The sequence below is a fragment of the Acididesulfobacillus acetoxydans genome (assembly GCF_902729405.1).
GTDB lineage: Bacteria > Bacillota > Desulfitobacteriia > Desulfitobacteriales > Desulfitobacteriaceae > Acididesulfobacillus > Acididesulfobacillus acetoxydans.
The window spans coordinates 4,043,884-4,068,056 of the sequence record NZ_LR746496.1 but is presented as its reverse complement, the minus strand read 5'-3'; the positions used below and the strand labels follow the sequence as shown (position 1 = coordinate 4,068,056).

General features: G+C 49.7%; 17 protein-coding genes and 2 pseudogenes. 16 read left to right on the top strand and 3 right to left on the bottom strand.

Annotation, left to right across the window (positions count from 1 at the left end; translation table 11 throughout):
• The first annotated feature begins 95 nt into the window (after positions 1 to 95).
• From MNU25_RS18055 to MNU25_RS18040, 4 genes are all read left to right on the top strand, one after another.
• On the top strand, positions 96 to 1,103 hold the full coding sequence (locus MNU25_RS18055) for a triose-phosphate isomerase family protein (protein ID WP_240986336.1): 1,008 nt from the start codon (positions 96 to 98) through the stop codon (positions 1,101 to 1,103).
• Between the two features lie 94 nt (positions 1,104 to 1,197).
• Complete coding sequence (locus MNU25_RS18050) at positions 1,198 to 2,637, top strand: lactate racemase domain-containing protein (protein ID WP_240984379.1); 1,440 nt, start codon at positions 1,198 to 1,200, stop codon at positions 2,635 to 2,637.
• A 1-nt stretch (position 2,638) separates the two neighbouring features.
• The gene (locus tag MNU25_RS18045; protein ID WP_240986335.1) at positions 2,639 to 3,829 is read left to right on the top strand and encodes a class II fructose-bisphosphate aldolase; all 1,191 of its coding nucleotides are present in this window, start codon (positions 2,639 to 2,641) and stop codon (positions 3,827 to 3,829) included.
• A gap of 107 nt (positions 3,830 to 3,936) precedes the next feature.
• The gene (locus MNU25_RS18040; RefSeq protein ID WP_240986334.1) at positions 3,937 to 4,815 is read left to right on the top strand and encodes a DMT family transporter; all 879 of its coding nucleotides are present in this window, start codon (positions 3,937 to 3,939) and stop codon (positions 4,813 to 4,815) included.
• Positions 4,816 to 5,048: 233 nt separating this feature from the next.
• On the opposite strand, the gene MNU25_RS18035 is transcribed toward MNU25_RS18040, so the two are convergent.
• Positions 5,049 to 6,437 (bottom strand): IS1634 family transposase, encoded by a 1,389-nt coding sequence (locus MNU25_RS18035; protein ID WP_240986333.1) that lies wholly within the window; start codon positions 6,435 to 6,437, stop codon positions 5,049 to 5,051.
• A gap of 84 nt (positions 6,438 to 6,521) precedes the next feature.
• Here MNU25_RS18035 and MNU25_RS18030 point away from each other — a divergent pair, with 84 nt between their 5' ends.
• On the top strand, positions 6,522 to 6,851 hold the full coding sequence (locus MNU25_RS18030) for a transposase (protein WP_240984238.1): 330 nt from the start codon (positions 6,522 to 6,524) through the stop codon (positions 6,849 to 6,851).
• A gap of 44 nt (positions 6,852 to 6,895) precedes the next feature.
• Positions 6,896 to 7,783 (top strand): IS3 family transposase, encoded by an 888-nt coding sequence (locus MNU25_RS18025; RefSeq protein WP_240986332.1) that lies wholly within the window; start codon positions 6,896 to 6,898, stop codon positions 7,781 to 7,783.
• Positions 7,784 to 7,987: 204 nt separating this feature from the next.
• On the opposite strand, the gene MNU25_RS18020 is transcribed toward MNU25_RS18025, so the two are convergent.
• Entirely contained in the window at positions 7,988 to 8,242 is a 255-nt protein-coding gene (locus tag MNU25_RS18020; protein WP_240986331.1) for a BTB/POZ domain-containing protein, read from the bottom strand.
• 398 nt (positions 8,243 to 8,640) lie between these two features.
• Here MNU25_RS18020 and MNU25_RS18015 point away from each other — a divergent pair, with 398 nt between their 5' ends.
• The 7 genes and pseudogenes from MNU25_RS18015 to MNU25_RS20695 all read left to right on the top strand — a co-directional run bounded on the left by MNU25_RS18015 (position 8,641) and on the right by MNU25_RS20695 (position 18,202).
• Positions 8,641 to 10,527: a sigma 54-interacting transcriptional regulator gene (locus MNU25_RS18015; RefSeq protein WP_240986330.1), complete on the top strand. Its 1,887-nt coding sequence runs from the start codon at positions 8,641 to 8,643 to the stop codon at positions 10,525 to 10,527.
• A 1,213-nt stretch (positions 10,528 to 11,740) separates the two neighbouring features.
• On the top strand, positions 11,741 to 12,736 hold the full coding sequence (locus MNU25_RS18010; protein ID WP_240986329.1) for a PdxA family dehydrogenase: 996 nt from the start codon (positions 11,741 to 11,743) through the stop codon (positions 12,734 to 12,736).
• Positions 12,736 to 13,743: a PdxA family dehydrogenase gene (locus MNU25_RS18005; protein ID WP_240986328.1), complete on the top strand. Its 1,008-nt coding sequence runs from the start codon at positions 12,736 to 12,738 to the stop codon at positions 13,741 to 13,743. The genes MNU25_RS18010 and MNU25_RS18005 overlap by 1 nt, the downstream gene beginning before the upstream one ends.
• A 137-nt stretch (positions 13,744 to 13,880) precedes the next feature.
• On the top strand, positions 13,881 to 15,185 hold the full coding sequence (locus tag MNU25_RS18000) for a nickel-dependent lactate racemase family protein (protein WP_240986327.1): 1,305 nt from the start codon (positions 13,881 to 13,883) through the stop codon (positions 15,183 to 15,185).
• Between the two features lie 120 nt (positions 15,186 to 15,305).
• Positions 15,306 to 15,692, top strand: a complete 387-nt coding sequence (locus MNU25_RS20700) for a cupin domain-containing protein (RefSeq protein WP_372503656.1) — start codon at positions 15,306 to 15,308, stop codon at positions 15,690 to 15,692.
• 57 nt (positions 15,693 to 15,749) lie between these two features.
• On the top strand, positions 15,750 to 17,024 hold the full coding sequence (locus MNU25_RS17995; RefSeq protein WP_240986326.1) for an MFS transporter: 1,275 nt from the start codon (positions 15,750 to 15,752) through the stop codon (positions 17,022 to 17,024).
• Positions 17,025 to 17,887: 863 nt separating this feature from the next.
• Positions 17,888 to 18,202: pseudogene (locus MNU25_RS20695) on the top strand (DUF5658 family protein).
• Positions 18,203 to 18,575: 373 nt separating this feature from the next.
• Here the strand turns inward: MNU25_RS20695 and MNU25_RS17990 are convergent.
• On the bottom strand, positions 18,576 to 19,829 hold the full coding sequence (locus MNU25_RS17990; RefSeq protein WP_240984875.1) for an IS110 family RNA-guided transposase: 1,254 nt from the start codon (positions 19,827 to 19,829) through the stop codon (positions 18,576 to 18,578).
• A 587-nt stretch (positions 19,830 to 20,416) separates the two neighbouring features.
• On the opposite strand from MNU25_RS17990, the pseudogene MNU25_RS17985 reads away from it, so the two are divergent.
• The 3 genes and pseudogenes from MNU25_RS17985 to MNU25_RS17975 all read left to right on the top strand — a co-directional run.
• A pseudogene (locus MNU25_RS17985) lies at positions 20,417 to 21,577 on the top strand (diphosphate--fructose-6-phosphate 1-phosphotransferase); the annotation flags it as partial.
• Between the two features lie 111 nt (positions 21,578 to 21,688).
• Positions 21,689 to 23,128, top strand: a complete 1,440-nt coding sequence (locus MNU25_RS17980; RefSeq protein WP_240986324.1) for an NAD-dependent succinate-semialdehyde dehydrogenase — start codon at positions 21,689 to 21,691, stop codon at positions 23,126 to 23,128.
• Positions 23,129 to 23,191: 63 nt separating this feature from the next.
• The gene (locus tag MNU25_RS17975) at positions 23,192 to 24,070 is read left to right on the top strand and encodes a DMT family transporter (RefSeq protein WP_240986323.1); all 879 of its coding nucleotides are present in this window, start codon (positions 23,192 to 23,194) and stop codon (positions 24,068 to 24,070) included.
• Positions 24,071 to 24,173: the final 103 nt, after the last annotated feature.

Genomic DNA, 24,173 nt, shown 5'->3' with positions numbered 1-24,173 from the left:
ATCGACTAGGCGGGGTGTCGTGGTGGTCAGTGAGGGGTTGCGGGAGGGTTGGGGGGGAATCCGTAGCGCCACCGTTTTTGATAAAGGGCCGGGATGTGTATTTTGGCGATGTAGGTACTTACCTGGCGATGCTGGTACCGAAAAAGTATTTGGAGGCAATGGCTGTGATAGAAATATTTGTAAATCTCAAACGCTTTGATGTGCCCAAGAAATTGGGAGGGGTCTGCTCGGTTAGGAATCCTAAAGAATGGATTTCCTGGATTATGGCAGAGAGCGTTGGACAAGGGTTGGGAAAACTTAAAGATGTAGAACTCATCTTTTTTTTGCCGGAAGGATTAATCCTCAATGCTTACGACAAACTTTTCTCGTATCCGCCCGAAACTGCAAAAACCATCAAAATAGGTTGTCAGGGAGTCTTCCGGGAAGATATCCGCCAAGGCGGGAATTTTGGCGCCTTTACCACGAATAGACCCGCAACTGCAGCAAGGAATATGGGTTGCACCTGGGTTCTTGTTGGCCATTCCGAAGAAATGAAAGATAAGTTGGACATTATGGCTCGTTACGATCCCGAAACGGTGTATGATGAGGGAAAAAACAGAAAAGCTAAAGAAGCGGTCTATTCAATTATTAACCAGGAAGTTCTCTGCGCACTAGAGGCGGGAATGGATGTCCTTCTGTGTGTAGGGGAAACCGCCGAAGAACGAGGAGAGGGAAGTTTGCCAGAGCAGAAAGCAAGAGTCAAACAGGTCTTGCGCGGCCAGCTTGAAGCTGAGCTAAAAGAAGTTTTCACAGAAAGAACGGGCCGACGGGTGGTTATCGCCTATGAACCCATCTGGGCAATCGGGCCGGGGAAAATTCCTGCAGGACCCGACGATATCGCTTTTGCCGCTGCCTGCATTAAAGAGGTTGTACAGGAGTTAATGGGCGTGGAAACGGATATTGTCTACGGAGGAGGTCTCAAAGAGGATAACGCCAGGGCCATAGCTAAAGTCAAAGCCATTGGGGGAGGTTTGGTTGCCTTGACCCAGTTTGCGGGTAACATAGGGTTTTACCCAAACGATTTAAGCAGAATCATTGGGCGGTATGTAGAGAGCCGTAGGTAAATGTCTGCACTGTAGTTCCTGGTTAGCGAGCGCAACCAGTGAAGCAAAATACGCAAAACACGATAAGCTCATGATAGACTAAGGAGGAAACAGGGTGAAAAAGATAGCTTTTGAATACGGTGAAGGTCTCTTGGAAGCGGAATTACCTGACCAGACGGACGTTTTCGTACCAGGAGAAACTGTGCCAGATCCACCCGTGCTTCGGGACATCAGTAAAGCGACGAGGGAATCCATATTGAATCCAATTGGGGTTTTGCCAATTTCCCAACAGGTCAAAAAAGGGTCGAAGGTCGCCATCGTCTTTCCGGACCGAGTCAAGGGCGGATTCCAGGAAAATTCGCATCGGAAGGTCGCTATTCCCATCATTATCGAGGAATGTCTGAAAGCCGGAGTGGAGAAGCGGGATATCCAGCTGATATGCAGCAATGGGCTGCACCGCAAGATGACGAGGGAAGAAATCCAGAAGATATTGGGTGATGAATTGTTCAACGAATTTTGGTGGTCCCATCAAATTGCGAATCATGACAGCGAAAACTGGAACAACTTAGTGGACCTTGGCTTTGATGAGATGGGCAATCCGGTCATCATGAATAAAGACGTCTATGCGGCCGATCTTGCCGTACTGATTGGTCATGTTTTAGGCAATCCCTATGGGGGATATTCCGGGGGCTATAAGCATTGTGCGACAGGGATAAGCCACTGGAAGTCCATAGCTTCCCACCATGTGCCTTATGTCATGCATCGTGACGATTTTACACCGGTCAACAATCACAGCCTCATGAGAAGAAAATTTGATTCCATTGGTCAGCACATGGAAAAATGTATGGGCAAGAAATTCTTTACCTGTGATGCGGTTCTAGATACCTATCAACGACAAATTGCTGTATTTACTGGCTATGCGAAGGAGATTCAGCCACTGTCCTGGGAAATCGCGGACCAAAGGACGTACGTACCGTGGGCCAGGAAAAAGTACGACGTTTTGGTTTTTGGTATGCCTCAGAATTTTCACTACGGCAACGGAATGGGCACCAATCCGATTCTTATGATGCAGGCCATATCCGCTCAGATCGTCAGGCATAAAAGGATCTTGAAAGATAATTGTGTGGTCATCTGTTCATCGATTTGCAATGGCTATTTCCATGATGAAGAATTTCCAGCTTACAGAACGGTCTATGAATTGTTTCAGAAAGACTACCACAATGTCCTGCCTGATTTAGAGAAGTATGGCGAGTATCTGGCCCATAATCAGAAGTTTATTGACAAGTATCGCTTCAATTTTGGCTATCACCCCTATCACACGTTTTCCATGATTTCCTGTGCCCATATTGCCGAAAAACATTGCGCGGCCATTTATGTGGTGGGGGCTTATGAACCCGGTTACGCCAGAAGTATGGGGATGAAGACACGGGCAACTTTTGCAGAGGCTTTGCAGGATGCGGAAAAGTACGTCGGAAAGACTCCGAACATCTTGGCTCTGCCCAGGACTTTCAAAACGGCGAGTGTTCATTTGGGCCTGAAGGAAGGGGAGTTCTGAGATGCCACTCATACCGCTCCGACCTTTGCTGGAGGCAACCCGTAAACATGGTTTTGCTCAAGGAGCTTTTAACGTCAACAGTGTCGTTCAAGCCCAAGCCGTGATTGAAGTGCATGAAATGTTTCGCTCAGCCGGCATTGTGCAGGGAGCCGATCTGGCGAATGCCTTCATGGGTGGAAGGGCCGATTTCATGAAAGGAACGATTGAGGACAAGCGCAGAGGCGCCAGGAGAATTGGGGAGGCTGTGAAAAAGCTTGCCCAAGACTCACCCATCCCGATTGTGCTTCATCTTGATCATGGTAAGGATTTTGAATCAGTTAAGGCTGCTATCGCCGGTGGCTATACGTCGGTCATGATCGACGGTTCCCCGCTTCCTTTTGACGAAAACGTGGAACTGACCCGTGAGGTCGTCAAGTATGCCCATGCGCGAGGGGTCAGCGTGGAAGGCGAACTTGGCGTCCTTTCCGGCATGGAAGATGATGTTTTCTCCGAACACTCGACTTATACAAACCCCCTGAAAGCCGTTGAGTTTTTCAAGAAGACCGGGGTGGACTGTTTGGCGATCTCTTATGGGACAAAACACGGGGCCGTCAAAGGCGAGAACGTCCGTTTACGCAAGGAGATCGTCATTGCTGTGGCGGAGAACCTGAAGCATGAGGGAATCTTCGGCGTCCTGGTTTCCCACGGTTCGTCCGTGGTTCCGCAATATATCGTCGAGGAGATTAATCAACTGGGTGGAAAAATAAGCCAAGCCCACGGCATACCTCTGGATGAACTCAAGTCCGTGATCAAATCCGGTATCGGCAAGATTAATGTGGACACCGATATTCGCTTGGCGGTCACCAGAAATATCAGAGAGTACTTTGCCCGGAACTCTTCGAAGAAACGGAATTCTGTTGCTGAAGCTGTGAGCACAATCTGGGAACTCATGGAGAGAAACCCTGAGCAATTCGATCCCAGAGGGTATTTGACTCCCATTATGGAGGACTTTATTGTGGGCGAAGGGAAGGATTTTGCGGGAAAAGGAAGCGTCGGGGATATCCGCGATATTCTGGCCTGCGTCAAAAGTGGGGTGAGGGAGGTTGTTGGTTCTCTGATTGTGGAATTCGGTGCGGTCGGGCATGCCGCGCAAGTGGAGGTTGTGAGTCTCGACGAGATGGCTAACCGGTACCGGTGCATGCCAACGTGTTAGAGGTAAGTGGCGGGACAGAGCAATGAACATATCCGCTGAATTTGCCCACAAGCCGGGCCGGACTACAGACAAGGCAGGCGGGATAAGAAAGAGGCGGCCTCGGGGACATGAAAACTGCGATGATTAACGGAATTGTTTCCGCAACTCTGCTGGGAGTTTTACTCAGCCTAGCGAAGATCTGCTTCTCTGGAATGTCGGTTATCCTGTTCATGTTGATCGTACTGGGTGGAACGCATCTTACGCTTCTAGCTATTCTGTTAGTGCGACGAGAAGGCCGACAGGTTTTGTCAGCCGGTAAGCGTTATCCGGAGCTGTATTTAGTGGGTGTCTTGGGTACTACCTTGAGGTTGTTGCAGAATTGGGGGCTAGATCTTAGTTCACCCGTCAATGCCGCCATCCTGTTGCGGGGTGATTTGCTGTTCAGTCTCATAATTGGCTACCTTTTGTGGAAGCAAAAGTTGCGTCGTTTGGAGTGGGCAGGTATGGGGACCATGCTCGTGGGTGTTACTCTGGTTTTGCAAATCTCCTGGCAAAGATTTCGCCTTGGCTCCGGCGGCAACATCTTATTTCTTGGCAGTGCTTTTTTAGTGGCAGTTAATGCTGAGATCATTAAACATAGGCTGGGTCAGGTAGAAAATATGATAGTGGCCTATTTTAATTCTGGTATGTCTCTTATTCTCTTCCTAAGCGGGGCCGCGTGGACGGGGGAGTTAGGAGCATTTCCGCGGGCTGGCATGTTAATTTGGGTGTTGGTGTTCACGAGCATTATTTTTCAGGTCATCCAGTACCGGTGTTATTATCGTTCGTTGGAGGGATTGCCAACTTGGTTGGTCCGGGTTGTTCATTTAATCACACCGATTATAGCCATGGTTACGAGTGCCTGGTGGTTACACGAAAGGATCAATATGGCTCAGATTTTGGGGATGTTGGTGGTAGCTGGCGGGATTACGCTTATTTACGGCGCACACGCAAAGAGCTATTCCTAGCTAGGGGAGGCTGTCTGACGGAATATTTTTAACGAACAGGGGGTTCGTTGTCCAGCACTATCTTATTGATATTGTGGCTTTTTGATGCTAGGTACGAGCCTTACTTCTCTATTTCATCCTGTTTAAACGGTTGCGACCGAAACTTCAGGTATATCATGTCCACGTGTGCCCGGCATCGGCCGCTCAAATCATGAAGCGACAGTTATATCCCAAAATCCCATCGATAATTATACCTACACAGGTTCTTTAACATTAAACGCTTTGTAGATAGTGCTTTGATTTTTAGTAAGCGGGAACAGGATTCGTGTTCCATTTACTACTTGGATGCGTAGTTTAGATAAGGTGATGAGCAATTTCTTCATGGTCATCTTTTTGTAAAGATTCTTTTCCAGCATGACCTTGTGGATATGTGCGGCAAGTATGAGTGAGATAAAACCAATGAAGAGCTTGTTCTGCATAATACCGTCCTTATGTACCCTTAATCTTCCAAGGTCTAGACTATTTTTTAAACGAAGGAAGCCCTTCTCTACAACATCTTTTTCCCGGTATATTCGAAGAGCTTCTTTAGCGTTGGTCACATCATTCGTTATGAGGATCATCCAACCGCCTGTCTCCAGTTCCTGTCTGATGGCCTCCTCTTTAATGCTGACGGTATAGCCTAAGGGGGATTTCTCCGAGTTGCGGATGAGAAGGTATTTGCTATATTCTTCTTCCTGCAGGTGAGCTGCAGGATGGGCCTCTGCCCGTTCTTTCAGAAGTGCGACATGCGCATAAAGGTTCTCGCGAAGCTTCATCGCCTTCATGGCGTTATAGTAAACATGCGTATAAATCTTATGGTCTTTGTTCCACGCTCTAAGTTTGGTGACCCCGCGAACAGAATCTTCCCCTAAAACCATTGTGTTCTGAAGGCTGTCAATATCTTTGCGTTCACTTTCCACCTGCTTTTTCGCAAAGCCGGAGGTGAAGGGAACCGAGATGACGAAGCGTAGTTTGGCCGCATCATTCAACATGGCGTTTACATTTTTGGTACTGAAGAAACCCTTGTCCATCACAATCAGGGTGGGTTTACCTTTCGATAAGGCATTCATTTTGGACAAGGTAGTTTTCAACGTTGAGACATCCTTGAGGCTGCCGCTGTACGCGGTCTGATAGATAGGAAGCCCTGATTTTTCCCCCATCAGCATGCAAAGGTTGATTTGGGGAAGCGCTTCCTTGTCCCGGTTGTATCCCCATTCAACGTCTTCAATCAAGTTAGAATAGGAGGAGACAGAGGTAATGTCGAGGGCAAGGTATTCCTGTTCACTCCGGCACTGGCACCATTCCTGATAAAAAGCCTCTCTTGAGTCTGGGCTTATGGCCGCCAACAATTCACTGATGCGTTGCGACGACATGCTGCCGACCGGAAGGCATTCGGTACTGTTAATCCAATCCTCACAATAAAGAAACGGATCTCCGGAGGAAATAAGGTAACAGGCCAGATTGAATACCTCCTGCCAGTAATTCGGTAAGGCTCTCTCCAGTGCCCTGAGCAATCCAATGCTTTGCGCAATGCTCTGAAAGAGATAAAAGGCTCCATAATCCTTGATGGATGAACGCTGGATCTCCTCAATAGAAAAGGTCATGTTGGTTGCTGGTATCTATAAAGCCCCCTAACCGAACTTGAGCCATAGCCCCTTATAGGGTACACTGAAGATGTGGAGGGGGATATGGTGAAGCGTAATCGATACTCAAAAGAATTTAAGACCGAGGTTCTTCGAGAGGTACGGGAGGTCGGCAACGCGGTTCCCGTAGCCAAAAAACATGGGATAAGCGTTGGGCTAATCTACCGTTGGGGAAAGCAGAGTGAGCACAAGGCGTGGGGACAGGCTTCGGACGAGGCAAAGAAGATAGCGGAGTACCTTCCGTCACCCAAGGAATTTCGCGAGCTCGAGGAGGAAAACGGAAGGCTCAAATCGATTCTTGGAGAAAAGGACCTTGAGATCGCAATTTATCAGGATCTTCTAAAAAACCGCCAGCCCGGCTTTCCGAAAAAATAGAGGTTGCTGAGCAATGGATTGACCGGGGATATGCAGTAGCTCATGTGCTCAGAATTGTTGGTGTCAGCGAAGCAACGTACTACAACCGAAGGAAATCGGAACAGGTACCTAAGCAGGAGCGTGAAAACAAGGGGGGACGCCCACGTCCAGGTTATTGCCGAACCCAAGAGGGCAAGCTAATCAGTGACGAAGAGATCAAAGAATGGCTTCTGGAACTTGTGGCCGGAGAGGAGGCTGCGTATGGCTACCGAAAGCTCACCTTAAGCTTAAGAAGGCAAAGGAATCTGGTTATCAGCTTTAAAAAAGGCTATCGGCTCTGCAAAGAGCTGGATATTCTGGAGGCGGCTAAGCGTTTACGAGTCAAGCATCCCCGCCGGATCGCAAGAAATCGAGAGATAACCGCACCGAATCAACTCTGGGAAATGGACATCAAGTACGGATACATCCGCGGAGAAGACCGATTCTTCTTTCTCATGGGCATTCTTGACGTGTATGACCGCAGTCTGGTCGATTACCATATTGGTTTAAGCTGCGAAGGAAAACACGCCGCCCAGACCTTGGAAAGAGCTCTCTGGCGTCGGCGAATATTTGGAAGCTCAAATGAGCCCGTGATCCGGACAGATAATGGGCCGCAGTTTATTAGTCATATCTTTGAGACCGCTTGTGAAAGTTGGGGTGTAGAGCACGAGAGAATTCCGCCGAAGACACCGAACAAGAACGCTCACATCGAATCGTTTCACTCCAACCTAGAACGGGAATGCCTCTCAAAACATGAATTTGGCAGTTACGCCGAAGCGTATGAGGTAATCGTTAACTATCTTGACTTCTACAACAAACGCCGTTATCACGACAGCCTTTACGACCTGTCGCCTGAAGAATTCCAAGAAAAGCTCAGCAAAGGAGAAATCAAATGCTTTGTGGTGAAAGTTTAAGTGTGCTGATGTGCAGCAGAGGGCAGATTCCATCTGCGGATAAACCCTTGACAACCGCTTGATTGCGCACAACGGCTGGAGGACTTCAATGTCAAGGGCGGGCGTAAGCCCGGCAAAGCGGACCCTTTACATTGAGAGGCCGGAAGTTGTAAACTCGGCCAAGCGGTTGTCAAGTGAGCTTATGCTAAGCCTTCTTGGACAAAATCATAAAACTATGAAATCACGAGAATAAGGGAGTAAGGCTCTAAAATTAGGGGGTTGCCCCGGTATTTCAATGGGAGTTCCTTGTTCAGCCATACGGGCCAGGTATTCAGGCTTATACACCGGATTTCCGGTTATGGGATTAATTTTGCCGATAGGGACACGTTTGTTTCTCGGCTTGCCGTCGGCATTGCGAAAAGAAACTGACTCGTAAAGATAAATCTTATCCCCAACCTTTTGCCTAATGATGGAAGTCATGGTAACTCCCCCCCCTCACTTGCAGGTATAACTTATTATACCTACAAGTGAGGGGGAATACAAGGGAAAAACAATAAACTTCAAGAAGTTCTGCAACAAACAAGCTTGAAAGCAGATTATTCTTCAACTAAATTGGCCAAATGAAATCAAAAGTTCCGTAGGTATAAATTTTGCCGGGGATCAAGGTTATATGTAATCCCAATCTAAGTGTAACTTAAGCCAATTGCCCCTTGGCAGCACGTGCTTCCAGGAGTAACCATTCTATATCTTTGACACTGCACGGACTATGGTTAAATGTTGGCAAAGCCCATTCTCCTGTGTCTCGAAATGTTCTTTCAGCTAAGTAATTAATGACACTGAACATACCTTTGGTGTACATTATAGAAAGGAATATGGCCATGAAACTCAATATAGACGCGAAGATCATGCTCATCGCTCCGTATATAGAATTAGCCGAAGAGGCGACACGGTTGAATCTCGAATCCAATTTAGATGTAAAGGTAAAGAACGCTTTGCTGGCTGAGTCCGGTGATTTGATCTCTAAAGCCAAGAAGGAACAGATGGATGCCATAGTGAGCCGTGGGGGTATCGCTTTAAAATTGAGTCAGGGCCAACATGATATACCGGTAATAGAGATACCCATAAGCGGCTTTGATATTTTGGAGGCATTGTATGAGGGAATGAAGATTAGCCATGAGATAGCCCTGATGGGTTTTTCCAATATCATTGAAGGGGCTAATAGAGTTGCCCTGATTCTTTCGCTCTCTAATTTGCGGGTTGTTTTGCGAGAGACCGCGGATGATTGCATCGACAAAGTCGCATTGCTGAAGAAACAGGGTGTACAGGTGATTATTGGTGATTCATTCGCTGTCAAAACTGCTATTGGCTTTGGACTGAAGGGGATTCTTATCCGTTCCAGCCGGGAAAGCCTTATCGCCGCCTACCAGGAGGCATCGAGAATTGTTAGGATAAAGAGGGATGAACGCCTGCAACAGGAGCAGTTGCGGACGATCCTCAACTATACGCACAGTGGAATTATTGCCGTCGATAAACACGGATTCATTATAGCGGCCAATACTCAAGCGGAAAAGCTGATTGGCAAGAAGCATAACGAAATAATCCGGAAGCCCTGCATGGAGATTGCACCTTCTCTTAATTTGCGCAAAACCCTAGAGGCGGGTAAGACGGAATTAGGGCTTATATGTGATATGGCAATGACTCGGGTCGTCGTCAGCAGGGTTCCCATTGTTGTTAATGAAGAAGTTGTCGGTGCCGTAGCTACGCTTGAAGCATCGGAACTGATTCAGGAAGTACACCGGAAGTTACACAAGGAGATAATCAAGAAGGGGCATTTTGCCCGAAACACTTTTGACTCCGTCCTCGGCCGGAGTAAGATTATCAAAGCTGTCATCGCCCAGGCAAAAGCATATAGCAGCGCGGATTCAGCCGTCTTAATACAAGGCGAGACAGGTGTGGGCAAAGAACTGTTTGCCCAGGCCATCCATAATCAGAGTCCGCGCTGTCTGGAGCCCTTTATCGCCTTTAATTGTGCCGCTATTCCGACCAATCTCTTGGAGAGCGAATTGTTCGGCTATGTCGGCGGAGCTTTCACCGACGCCCGCAAGGAAGGAAAAGTTGGTCTACTCGAAATGGCCGAAGGCGGTACGGTCTTTCTGGATGAGATTGGTGAAATTACCCCGGAGTTTCAGGTTAAGCTGCTGCGCGCGTTACAGGAAAGAGAAATCATGCGTATAGGCGACGGGAATATTATTAAGGTAAATATCCGCGTAATCGCATCTACGAACAAAGATTTACGGATTATGGTGGAAGAGGGCCGCTTCAGAGCGGATCTGTATTACAGGTTAAATGTATTGCGCTTGAAAATACCGCCATTGAGAGAACGGGAAGGAGACATTCCCCTTTTGGCAAAGCATTTCCTCCAGAAACACTGCGAAAAATATCGGAAACCAGTACTGGAATTGTCTCCTGCAGCCTTGAGCGTGTTGAACGATTATAATTGGCCGGGGAATATTAGGGAACTGTCCAGCGTGATTGAAAGGGCTGCGGTCAGGTCCCCGGGTATAGTTATTGATGCCAACGAGTTTTATGACTTGGCGGACGAGGAAGTCAAGGACGAAGGATATTCATTTGACCGGAGGTTGCTGATCGAAACCATGCTCCTGACCGGGGGGAACAAGACACAGGCCGCCGCCTTACTCGGTGTCGACCGATCTACTTTGTGGCGACGACTGAAAAAGTTAGAGGGAAAGGTTGGGAAGGACTAACCGTTCCACTACCCCACGCCGACCGCTGTTGCAGGCCGGCTTTTTTGTTGCCCAGGGCTGGAAACCGAACTTTGGCTGTCGCCCCGGACTTAGGCGACTTAGGCTTGGGATCAGCCACCAGGAGATGGACATAGCGGCCCCCAAGAGTGGCTTAGCGCCCATCGCAGGATGCCCGGCGGGGGCGCTTTTTCATGGCGGAGGAGACGGCAACGAAATGTTGCAAGGAGCAACACTTCCGGTCGGGGAAGAGGCCTTCCCTCCGGCCTTTTTGGGTTGGCACAGATCTTGCTACTCAACTTTAGAAAGCTGTCGTGAGGCTTTGGTGAGCCGCTAACATCAGTTATCTTCGAGTAGGGGCAAAAAGATTGATAGAATTTTGGGGAATCTCTCACTTGCGTCCCTCACTGCTTCGAGGAGGTTGTTTGTCTGGCGGTATTGATCCTTTGCTTTGGGCCGTCGAATCAAGACCGAGATGATCAGCTAATTGCCGCAAGGCAAATATCCTTTGCATCCTGACTTTGTGGATCTTTGGTCCTAATTCTCGGTACTGATTAAATTAGACAAGGAGGGAGGGGTGGCGCAGGCTCTCTGCAGAGGGGCAGATATCAATTATGTCGGAATCTCTGAGCTAGTAGCCATAGCCAAGCGTTATGTCGGCCAGCCAGGATCCACGCGTTCTCGTCCTGCCGGAAATGTTCTCCAAAATCCCGGTCCATCTCAGAAGAAAATAAGAAGCAGGCTCGAACAACCCTCCGGGGTACCCAGAAAGGATGGCCGCCACCAAACTGGAAGTGCCGGTCATCGGCCGGGGGGGCAACGAAACGTTGCACGGGGCGACACTTCCTTCTGGGCGAAAGGTTGGTCTGACGCTGTTTTCTTGTTTGGCATGGACTTTGCATGTGATAATTTAGACATCCATTTCGGCGGGAACACAGGTAAGAGAGGGAATCAAAGTTTCTTTGGGGAGAAGAAGCGCGCCTACGCTTTTAGGAGGGTTGGCAGAGCATAAAGCACGCTAGGCAGGGAGGAGATAGGTCGCTCCTCCTGTGTACTAGGGATGTCGCCTTCGTGTCCCCGGTCCCGGGGACGACGCAAGTGCTGGAGAGGATAACAATGCATGCATTCGGCAGCGAATCCGCGGTTGGCAAAATTGTCTGACACTAAGTCGGGGAATCTCACAGGAATATCAGGGATAAGAAGGAGATGGGTCGGATTGACGAGACCAATTATCGGCATCACTATGTCTGAGGCAGCGGGTATAGGACCGGAGATTTTGTTGAGGGCCATAGAGGAAGGGTCGATTTTTACTTACTGCCAGCCACTGCTTATCGGTGATTTCAAGATATTGGATCTAGCCAGGAGACGGTTCAACGTCAACGTCGATTTCAATGTAATCAAGCATTTCGAGGAGGCCGCCTGGGAAGACGGCAAGGTCGATGTGATTGACCTGGACAATATCCCCATGGGTGCCTTTAGGCCGGCAGAGCCCAACGCCGTTACAGGACGGGCGATGATCGAATACACGGAAGTGGCTGTTAGGCTGTGCATAGACAAGAAGACCCAGGGGGCCGTGGGAGGGCCGCACAGCAAGAAGGCGGCGGCCGACGCCGGAATTCATTTTGACGGCTACCCGGGGTTGATTGCCAGGATGACGGGGGCCAAGTATCCGTTTTTAATGCTGGTGGCCGGAAATCTGCGGGTGGCCAACGTCACGCTGCACGTATCGCTCAGGGATGCCTGCAACCTGATTTCCGAACGATTGGTACTGGAAGCAATAAAAGCGGTCGATGAAGGGGTAAAAATGTTTGGCGTCGTCGAACCGAGGATCGCCGTCGCCGGGTTGAATCCTCATGCCGGGGAGGATGGCATGTTTGGTGACGAAGATGAAAGACATATCAAACCAGCAGTAAAGGCTGCCCGAGGGATGGGTATCAATGCGTCAGGTCCATGGCCCGCGGATTCCCTGTTCTATAACGTTATGGACGGAAAATATGACGCCTATGTCGCTATGTACCATGACCAGGCCCACATACCCGTGAAAACCTTGGCCTTCAAAAAGGCCTCCGCGGTAGCCATAGGGGTGCCCATAAACTGGGCAACCGTAGACCACGGTTGCGCCCTCGATATTGCCTGGAAGGGAATAGCCGATCCGGGTGTTATTATCGAGACCATCAAGTTGGTAAGTCTGAGGGGAGGTATTAAGGAATAATGAAACCAATTGTAGCCATTACTATTGGTGACGCGGCTGGAATCGGACCAGAAATAGTAGCCCAGGCCCTTGCCAAGGAATACGTTTACGATATGTGCCGGCCACTGGTCATTGGCGACCAGAATGTTTTACAGAAAGCCAACGATTTACTTAAATTACATCTACAGACGCGGATTGTGAGCGACCCGGCGGAAGGCCGTTATGAGCTTGGCACAATTGACATGGTTGACTGCAAGAACATTGATTCTGCTTCCTTCCACGTAGGTAAACCCGATGGCATGACCGGACGGGCCATGATCGAATATACCAATCGGGCAGTTGGATTTTTAAAAGCTAACGCGGTGCATGCCGCGATCGGCGGTCCCCACAGCAAGAAGGCGGTTGATCAAGCTGGTATCAGCTTTGCCGGTTATCCCAATCTGGTCACCAAATTAACTTCAGCAAAACGAGCTTTCCTGATGCTCGTTGCAGGTGACTTAAGGGTAGCCAGTGCCACTTTGCACGTTTCTATGCGAAAAGCATGCGATTTGATAAATAAGGATTTGGTCTTGGATATTGTCAGCAAGGTTAATGAAGCTGTGAAGTTGCTTGGCGTGGAACGGCCTAGAATCGCGGTTGCCGGGCTAAATGCCCATGCTGGCGAGGAAGGTATGTTTGGCGATGAGGAAATATTTCAGATTTCTCCTGCGATTGAGGCTGCCAGGGCCCAAGGTATTGATGTCTATGGGCCGTTTGCTGGTGATTCCTTGTTTTACAAGTGCCTTGAGCATAAATACGATGCCTACGTAGGAATGTACCATGACCAGGGGCATATAGCGCTGAAAACCCTGGCACTTGACAAGAGTTGCGGCTTGATTATAGGCACGCCCGTATTGTTTGCTACCGTCGGTCACGGCTGTGCCCAGGACATAGCTTGGAAAGGAATAGCTGATCCTGGGAGCATGTTGGAAACCATCAGGGTGGTTTCATCCATGCATATGAACCGTAGCGCACTGTCCGCAAATTAAATGCGCGGCGCTTCATAGGATGGCTTATTATCAGGACTCTTTCGGGAAATGTTTATCGTCCGGGCCATGTAGCGTCTGCGAATGGGTAAAATGGTACACATATGCCTTAAGGATCTTTGGAATTAAGGGGGGTAATTATGCCAACAGTACGCGTCCCTAACGGAAAAGGTTTTGTGGAGGTCAATCTGCACAGCCAAAATCTGGGGCAGATTATTGAACCAAAACTAGTTGCGGCCGATACGTCTCCCCAGAACATCATAGAGCATGCCCTGGAACATCCTGTAGGGACACCTAGACTAAGCACAATCGCTGCGCAAAAAAGACCCAAAAAAGTGGTCATAGTGGTAACGGATATCACCCGTCCTTGCCCTGACGACCGCTTCTTGCCAGTAATATTGTCAGAATTATCTGGGGCCGGTATTGAGAACGCCAGGATAACAATAGTTGTCGCTACGGGGATGCATAGGCCGTGCACACGTAACGAATTGGCAAATAAGTTGGGGTCTGACATTGTATCCAAAATTGAAGTGGTCAATCATAATCCGACCGATAAAGAAAACCTTGTCTTCGCAGGCAAGACATCTCTCAACTGTCCAATTTACCTTAACAAACTGGTATATGAGGCAGACCTAAGAATATCGACGGGTATAATCGAGCCCCATCTCTTTGCCGGTTACAGTGGTGCTCGGAAAGCCATAGCAATCGGGGTTGCCGGTGAGGAAACCATAGGTTGGCAGCATGCCATCGATGTTTTTGATGATCCGTATACCAGAATAGGCAATATCGATCATAACAGGTTCCACATGAACGCCAGCGAAATTGCTGAAAAAGTCGGCTTGCACTTTATAGTCAACGGCGTGCTTGATACGAGCGGTCAATTGGTCAGGGTAGTGGCTGGAGGCGCCGTCGCCGCTTTCGAGGCGGGCGTATCGTTTGCCGACAAGGTATACAAGGTACCTATCCAGGAGCAGGCGGACATAGTAATCACCGGTGTCAGTTTTCCCAAGGATGCGAATCTGTATCAGGCGACTAGAGGGGCCAGCAATGTGGCTTTCAGTCCTTTCCCTTCGGTGCGGCAAGGAGGCTTGATTGTGCTTCCGGCCACGATGCCTGAAGGGGTAGGACAGGGTTTGGGCGAGCAGCGCTTCTACAATGCATTCGTAAGTGCCTCAAATCTGGATGAAGTTATCAAAAACATCAGGTCGGAAGGTGTCCCTCCTGGTGGGCATAGGGCATATCTTCTGGCTCGTACCCTCAAACACGCCGACTTGGCCATTGTTGGGTCAACAATACCGGAAGAGGTTAGAAAAATGTTCATGTTGCATTTTGACTCGATGGCCGAAGCATTGGATTACGGATTAGCCCGGTTTGGAGAAAGGTCCAGGGTTTCCGTGATAAGTCACAGCCTCCAAGTCATTACAGTCGAAAGTACGGAAAAATAACGAAAGGCGGTGATAGTCATGAAGTGGTAGACAGCGTATGATCATCAGCAAGTCCGGCATTGGTTCACCCGGTAATGGCTGGCGTAGTGAGACGCAAGCGGGAAGTTTGATAGACAGGGGGTGATTAGGTTGATACGTTATATCTACGAAATACCACCGGCAGTGAAGAGTGAGGCCCGTACCAGTCGACTGGTCCTATCGGGTAGCGATGTGCGGTGTACCGTTGTAGTGACCGATCTTGGGGCTAATGGTGGGAGAAATTCCTTACACAGTCATACGGTTGATGAGATAATCCATATAGTTACGGGTAAGGGATATTGCAGGCTGGGTAACGAGACGGTCAACATAAATGATGGTTCTGTCTTATATGTGAAGGCCAACGTTATCCATCAACAGGTAAACGAAGCCAGTGAGCAGATGCGGATGTTTTGCGTGTTTGTTCCTTCTCTCTCTGATTCCGAACTGGCCACCATTTTTATGTCCCACCATGAGGACGAGGGGGGATAAGTAACGTCTTTCCTTCTACGCCTAATTTCGCTGTGTTGAATACGAGGAGGTATAGAAATGGAAAAGGTAACCAACTTTAGGTGGCGCTATATCATCCCGGCAGCGGTAGTAATGTATATGATGGCCTTTATGGATCGAACCAATATCAGCTTTGCTGCTCCCGGCATGATTAAGGACTTCCATATAACGCATGCGACGGCCGGATGGGTTATGGGCATATTTTTCATCGGTTATATGATCATGCAGGTGCCGGGAGGATACTTGGCCCAGCACTGGAGTGCCAAGAGACTCATCACTATATTGATGGTAATTTGGAGCCTGTTTGCCATTTGGAGCGCGCTTGCCCAAAACGTGAACCAGGAACTTTGGGCACGGTTTTTTCTAGGGGTGACGGAAGGCGCGATATGGCCGGCAGTTCTGGTTATGATCGCAGACTGGTTTCCCAAGGGTGAGCGGGCGAGTGCTAATGCTTACTGGCAAATTTGTCTGCCTATAACCGGCATCATAACCATGCCGTTATCAGGTTGGATTCTGACCGCCACCTCCAGTTGGCGGATAATGCTTCTCATCGAAGCCATTCCGCCACTGGTATGGGCCGTTTTCTGGTGGTTCCTGGTCGAGGACCATCCTTATCAGGCTAAGTGGCTGCCCGCCGGAGAACGTGAATACATCGAGACCAAGCTCACTGAGGAACGTAGAGCTTTCGAGAACCAAGTCAAGGTCAATGCTTTCAGCATGATATACCACCCCAAGGTTTTGCTGCTGACGCTCGCCTATTTCCTAACGATAATGGGTACTTACGGCTTGAGCCTCTGGGCTCCTTCAATCATTAAGGCCCTGGGGGTTGGCTATTTGGGTACTGGCCTCCTATTGGTTATTCCCAATGCATTTTCGGTTTGGACGATGATCTACGCCGCACGCGTATCCGACCGGACGGGCAAACGGAGTGCGGTTGTAGCGATCGTTTTGCTCATAGCTACGATAGGCTATTTCCTGCTAGGTGCCGTGGGCACGATGCTGCCGTGGTTGGCTGTCCTGTTCATGACTATCGCCCAAGGCGGTATAAACGCGCGCCAGGGTCCGTTGTGGGCGATACCGACTGACACGTTGCCGCCGAACACTGTGGGTCCAGCCATGGCTATCATCGGGGCCATCGGCAACTTGGGCGGGCTGGTCGGTCCGTGGATGATGGGTTTTGTCAAGACGACTACCCACTCCTTCATGCTAGGCTTTTACGTACTGGCGGCGTGCCTTGTGGCGTCGGCGATTCTGGTCATGCTGGTTTCTGACCGCAAGGTACGGGTTAGGGGTTTCGAGGGAACCAATTTCTAACTGCACGATTCAATGGCAGGGGGTTCGGAGGGACACCTGCCGTGTTTGGGTCCAGCTTTGGGCCGATCAACCGGCAACCGGTCGGTAAACCTAGTTGGCAGGATATCTGCGGAACGGTCGGGTCGACCGCAGGGGAGGGGGAGAATATCGGCGTCTTTGCATACTTTTGACAGGAATCAGATTAACTCGGCTTCGACAGTCTTCTTTTGTGGATTTAGGCATCCGTTAAAAAAAAGATGCCCTTATTCATGCGGGTTTCAGGTCTTATCCACAGGCAAAAGTAATATGTCGTACCGAATTAGACAGTCGCAACGCATAGATTAGACACCCGCGTCGTGCAGATTAGACAGTCCTGTCGCAACGGTTAGACACTCACTGGGGGTGCTGCCCCAGACCCCTGAGTTTAACGCTTTGGTTTTCCAGAAAGAGTGATGCTAAGTGGAATACAAAGAAAAAAGAGCAACACCTGGCGGTATCATTCTTTTTGCTAAACCTCACAAGCCGATCAGGTCGCTCTCCAGCGTCGCCCCCCTATCCTGCCTGTGAGTAAAAGCAAGTCGAGTGTAACGCGCTTTTATGCTACTGCCAATGTCCATTCTGTGCGTCACGAGTGCCTGGTTTGAGTGTTGCAACCGTCTAACCTCAGCGACGCAGGATGTCTAATGCGCACGACATATTCACCTTCCTGGGCATAGTCGCAAAGAATGGCTACGTAGAAGCATATGATTTAAACACAGCGAAGAAGTGGCGAAACGAATAGAAGCTAATTCGTAAATGTTCAGTGAACCGTCCAATTAACATTTAAAAGTTAACAAAACGGGCCGGACTTAGTCCGACCCGGTGAGAATTTGACGAAAGTTCTTATGCAGGGGATAGAAGTAATATGGGCTTCTCTCCACCCCACAGCAGCCCTGGTCGTTCTCACCCTTCTTGACGGTGTGCTAACGCTCTGGGGGCTTCGTCTTGGCGCAATCGAGGAGGCAAACCCCATGATGCGATGGTAAAACGCCGTCGCGTTCATGGCGGTCAAGATGGCACTGCCGGTTCTCCTGGGGGTCCTGCTGTGGCGGATAGGAAACAGGCCGCACGCATTGGTTTCTCGGCTGCTGGTTGTTGCGGTGTTGGCGTATGGAGTGGTTTTCGTGACTCATGCCCAGTGGATTCTGCGCGGGCGATAATGGAACACCGGGGAAGGAATCTAGGAAGCTTATGGACAGCGTCGGTCAATTATTGGCACGACTACGTGGGGAGAAAGGCCTCTCCCAGGCAGAACTGGCTAAACTGGTCGGGACAACCGCGAAATGGAAAAACAAACGCTGACTGAGATTAACGGATGTGTGGAAACCGACCTGAGCCATGATCAGTGGCTCGACTGATTTCATCGACTGGCTGGAGTCTTGCGGTGAATATTTTGGCGGTGGCACGAAGGACGTAACGAGCGAAGAGGTAAAGTTTGAAACAAAGAGGTAGTGGCTAGGGAGTAAAAAGCGTACAGCAAACAAACCATTCACATTTTGCGGGTGGCAAAAAATAACATTGGGAGTTTTAGGATTAAACGATTACGGGAGATTCGTCTGTTATTGTGTAACCTCTTTTCCTGAGAAGTTCCAGAGCCTGCGCCTTTGTAAGAACCTTAGATTCATTGACAGGGCGGTGCTCCAGAAAGCCTTCGGGGGTATATGGCTCCAGCTTATTCAAGATATTCCAGATAGCGGTCAAGAGCATCTTGCAGACAGCGATGATAGCCTTTTTGTGACCCCGGCGGGTCTTGATTCTGTGATACTTCTCTTTGAATTCAGGGTGTTTCTTAGACTTGAGAAGTGCATTTGCAACCTGAACAAGAAGAGGTTTCAAATAACAGCCGGCACGAGATATACGGGTGGATTTTACTTTTCCTCCACTTTGATCATTGCGTGGACAGCATCCAGCCCAGGAAACAAGATTCTTAGATGACGGAAACACGGACATGTCCGGACCAATCTCAGAGAGAATGGCAATGGCAGTCATCGGATTGGAATTGAGCCCGGGAATGGTACGAAGTAAATCTAGAATGGCTGAAAAAGGTTGTACAAGTAAAAGTATTTCCTGCTCGATTTCCCTTTTGTGGTTTTCAAGTTCATCAATGTGTGCGAGACATTGACGCAGCTTGACAGCCTGCTCGGGAGAAATCGCACCATCAACGGCATCCTGGATCTCTTCGATAGGGGTTTTGCAGCGTCCATTGACAAAGGGAGCGACATCAAAGGGTTCACCGGGATGGTCAAGTATGTAGGTAGTGATAGATCTGGCAGACTTTCCAAAGACATCACTGAAGACATCATCAAGCTTTAAGTTGGAAACAGTCAGGCAGTTCTGGGCACGGTTCTTCTCGCCAGTCAGCATATTTGTGATCTTGAAGCGGTAACGCATCAGGTCACGGAGATGCCTGATTACAGGAGAAGGGATAAAGCTGGGTTTGATCATATCGCACATAAAGAGGTCACAGATCCATTTGGCATCTTTGCGATCCGTTTTGTTTCCTTTTTGAGGTTTTGTGTACTTGGGATGTGCCAGGGTAACAAAACAGGTTTTTTCAAGGATGTTGAATACGGGAATCCAAAACTTGCCGGCAGATTCCATACAAACTTCGATACAGGAGAATTTCGCAAGCCAATCAGCCAACTCTCTAAGGCCCTTGGAAAAGGAAGAGAAGCGAGCTTGCTTATACTCAGTACGGCCATTTGTATCAGTAATACCGATGCAGGCATAGATCCAGGTTTTGTGGACATCAAGTCCACAGCAGTTTTTACGAAAGATTTTGAACAAAAGAAGTACCTCCAGCAAAAATACTTGTAGGGATGGCAGGGACTGGTCATCCGGCGAAATCGAGTCAACTTCGGAAGAGATAAGTTTACGGGCTACTGTTTTGCGCCATTCATTGATGCCTTAACGGATGACCGACACCATATACACATACGGGGTTGCCGCTATACAGCCCCGCCACTCACCTCCTCGGGTTCTGTAGTATACCAGCGACCTACAAGAGGAGGATAGCACAAAAAGAGTGAAAGGATGATGGGTTTTTGTTTCATAACCCCATCGGTGCCTTTCGCAGAAAGGCGGATTTATACACATGAAGAGAATGAGTAACCGTATATACTTGTTCTCCCCAAAAAGAGGAGACCCCGAAAGCACAACGGGAAGCCAAGATCGGCACTTGGGTGAATAACTTCTGGGCTTCCGGCGGGTTACGATTCCCCCCCTTAAAAATCTGAAAAAAATTGTCTTAACATCTTGTAGCACTATTACCTCACCATGAATCTAAAATTATCTAGCCTCATTGCCAAGGGAATGACAGACCACAAATACAACTTCCAGCTCAAGCTCTTTGAGTCTCCCCGCTAGAGGTAGGAGGTCCAACATCGGTATTGAATGCGACCTTGGCAGGGTTTGTGGAAGCAGCGGTATGTTCTGGGCGATACGGTGAGATCCTGGGATTTTGCAATGGGATAGAAGGTTTAGTTACGAACCGGGCCATGCGCTTAGAGGGTGTCGAGAAAAGCAAGTTAGAATCCTTAAAGTTTCAGCCCGGAGCAGTCTTGGGGGCAGGGCGATACCCTTTAAACACAGAAAGATTGACGATCATGCGCAGAAACCTTCAACAGCGGGATATTTCGCAGCTTGTGTTGGTTGGGGGAAATGGGACGATGTGGGCTGCCGACCAAATTGTCACGGTTTGCCCGGACGTTCAGGTGCTGGGGATTCCCAAAACAGTTGACAATGATTTATGGGGAACAGATCACTCGCCGGGGTATCTTAGCGCGGCCAAATTTATAGGTGAAGCGGTTGGAGCCATAGCGCTCGACCTCTGGGCTATGCGCAATTTTGAACGAGTGCGTATTGTCGAGGTAATGGGACGAAATGTGGGTTGGTTGGCAGCGGCCGCGAGCCTGGCGCAGCTTGCCCTGCCGAACTACCCGCCGATACAGTTGTATGTGCCCGAACATCCTTTCAGTCTTGAGGAGTTTTTCGCGAGGGTCGATGAACATTTACGCATGCATCCCTGTTTATTGGCGGTTGTGAGCGAAGGGGCCCGTGATGAATCGGGGAAGCCAATCTCAGAATACGCCATTGGCGGAAATAAGAGCAGTACAATTCCGGGAGGGGTTGCTCCGCTGCTGTCTTTGAAACTGCGCGAGCGAGGAGTCCCTTCGCGCGCTGAGAACCTAGGCATCCTGCAACGCTCTAACATCTGGTCGGTGTGTGAACGCGACCGACGAGAAGCCATCCTTTTGGGAAAAGAAGCCATCAAGGCTTTGGGGGAAGGCAAGAGTCAAGTGATGTTGGGCCTGACGGATCAAGTTGTCGGCTTAAACGAAGTCAAGGTGGAGCCTGTGGCTTTTAAAGATATTGCCGGCTTGGAACGTCCGTTAGACCCTTCTTTTTTGAACGGGTGGGGCCTTAATCCGTCTTTTGCGGGATGGCTGCAGGCGAGAATGGGAGAGCCATTGGCAGAAACCGAAAGCACACTCGATGTGTGGCTGTTGGCCAATAAACGGGGGGGTGAGGTGTAGAAGTCCCGAAGTGAGCGAAAGCCGAAAAATACGTTTACAGGATAATTAACATCACCCAATTATGGAGCGCAAGATGAAGCGTATAAGTCACGTATGGAAGGAGAGGACATGATGTCAACAGAGTACATGCAATCACTTCTCATCGCTGGAGAGTGGAGGGAGCCTGTCAGAAAAGGTAGAAAAGAGGTAACAAACCCGGCGACGGGGGAAGTAATCGCCGTGATCGGCCACGGCGACAGCGAGGATGCCCTGATGGCTGTGCAGGCCGCCGAAGGCGCTTTTCCAGAGTGGTCTGCGACATCCGTGCGCACTCGGGCTAATATTCTCAATGCCGCAGCCGGCTTGCTGCGGCAAAGGGCGGATCATATTGGGCACACTCTGGCCTCAGAGACGGGTAAACCCTTAGCCCAAGCTAGGGGAGAGGTGAATTTTGCCGCTGAATATTTCCAGTGGTTTGCTGAGGAGATTCGTAGACCGCATGGGTACTGTATTCCCAGCGATGCCGCGAACAGGCGGCATATTGCCTATACCCAACCGGCGGGGGTCGCGCTATGCCTCACGCCGTGGAATTTCCCGGTTTCTATCCAGGCGAGGAAAATAGCGCCGGCACTGGCGGCAGGTTGTACCGTTGTGGCAAGGGCATCTGATGAGGCTCCGTTGAGCGTGCTGGAGCTATTTAGGTGCATTGCGGATGCGGGTGTTCCCGGAGGAGCAGCCAATTTAGTCTTGGGTCCGGCCTCAGTCACCACCGAAGCTATGATGAAACATCCCGCTGTTAGGGTCGTAAGTTTTACCGGTTCCACCGCAGTGGGCCGGACTTTGATGCATCGAGCCGCGGACGGAATTGTGCGCTTAGCGTTAGAATTAGGAGGAGACGCGCCTTTCATTGTCTTTGACGATGCGGACGTCGTACAGGCGGTTGAGGGAGCCATGATTGCCAAGTTCAGGAATAATGGCCAGTCCTGCATTGCGGCCAACCGCTTTTATGTGCATGAGGAAGTCTACGACCAATTTGTAACGCTTTTGGCCGAGAAAATTGCTAAGATGAAGATTGGCAATCCGGTCGGGGGTGCACAGGTGGATCTTGGCCCACTGATCAATCTCGCCAGTAAAGCGAGAGTCGAGGGGCTGGTGCATGAGGCAGAAGCTCTTGGAGGAAAACATCTGGTGCCGGAAATGGAGGTACCGGCTGCAGGTTATTATGTTGCCCCGGCGATCATGGAAAATGTGCCAGAGAGTGCCGGATTAGCGAGAGAGGAATTATTTGCGCCCGTGGCGCCCGTGTTTAAATTTGCTGACGAAGCTGAGGTTATCAAGAAGGCCAACAATACGGATATGGGGCTGGCCGCCTATGTGTACACCGGTGCGCTTTCCTGTTCGGCTCGAGTTACCGAAGCTCTCAGGTTCGGGATCATTGGCCTGAATAATGCTTTACCTTCGGTCGCCTATGCGCCAATGGGGGGCGTAAAGCAAAGCGGGTTGGGCCGCGAGGGCGCAAGGACTGGGCTGGAGGAGTTCATGGATATTAAGTACGTTGCCACCGATCTGTAAAGCGTCCGTGACGGAACAAGCCAGCAGGGACAGGCTAAGTGAGAAAGAGGCGGCTTCCGGGGCATGAAGATTGCGACGATTAACGGAATTGTCTCGGCAATTTTAGTGGGCGTTCTGCTCAGTTTGGCAAAAATGTGCTTCTCAGGGATGACTGTGCTGATGTTTCTATTCATTGTCTTTGGTGGAACTCATTTTATGCTTTTGGCGGTTCTGTTAGTGCGCGGACAAGGGCGAGAGATTCTGTCGGCCGCTAAGCGGCATCCGGAACTCTATTTGGTAGGCATCATAGGAACGGCCTTAAGACTGTTGCAAAATTGGGGATTACAGTTGAGCTCACCCGCAAATGCCGCCATCCTGCTGCGAGGCGACTTGTTTTTCAGCCTCGTTATTGGCTATCTTTTATGGAAGGAAAAGTTGCGCCGCCTGGAGTGGGCCGGGATGGCCATCATGCTTCTCGGTGTCAGTCTGGTTTTACAAATCTCTTGGCAAAGATTTCACCTGGGGTCCGGCGGCAACGTTCTGATTCTCGGCAGTGCATTTTTGGTAGCGGTTAACGCGGAGATTATTAAACACAGGCTGGCTCTGGTCGAAAATATGATCGTGGCCTATTTTAACTCCGGAATGTCGCTGTTCCTTCTCTTAGGCTGGGCCGCCTGGACGGGAGGCTTGGGGTCATTGCCAAGGGTGGATTTGACAATTTGGTGGTTGGTTCTTTTGAGTGTTATTCTGCAGGGAATCCAGTATCAATGCTACTACCGTTCTTTGGACGAATTGCCGATATGGTTAGTGCGGGTAGTACATTTAATCACACCGGTCATAGCCATGTTCACGAGTGCCTGGTGGCTGCATGAAACCATTAATATGGCGCAAATCTTGGGGATGCTGGTCGTGGGCGCCGGGATAATCCTTGTTTACGCCGGACACGTAAAGACTTGTTCCTAAGTGCAACCCTTGGTCTTCTTCGACACAATCAGGGGAACCTCATGATCTGGAGAAAGGAGGTTCCCTATGGGTTCATACGCGGGGAACAAAGGCTTGATACGCC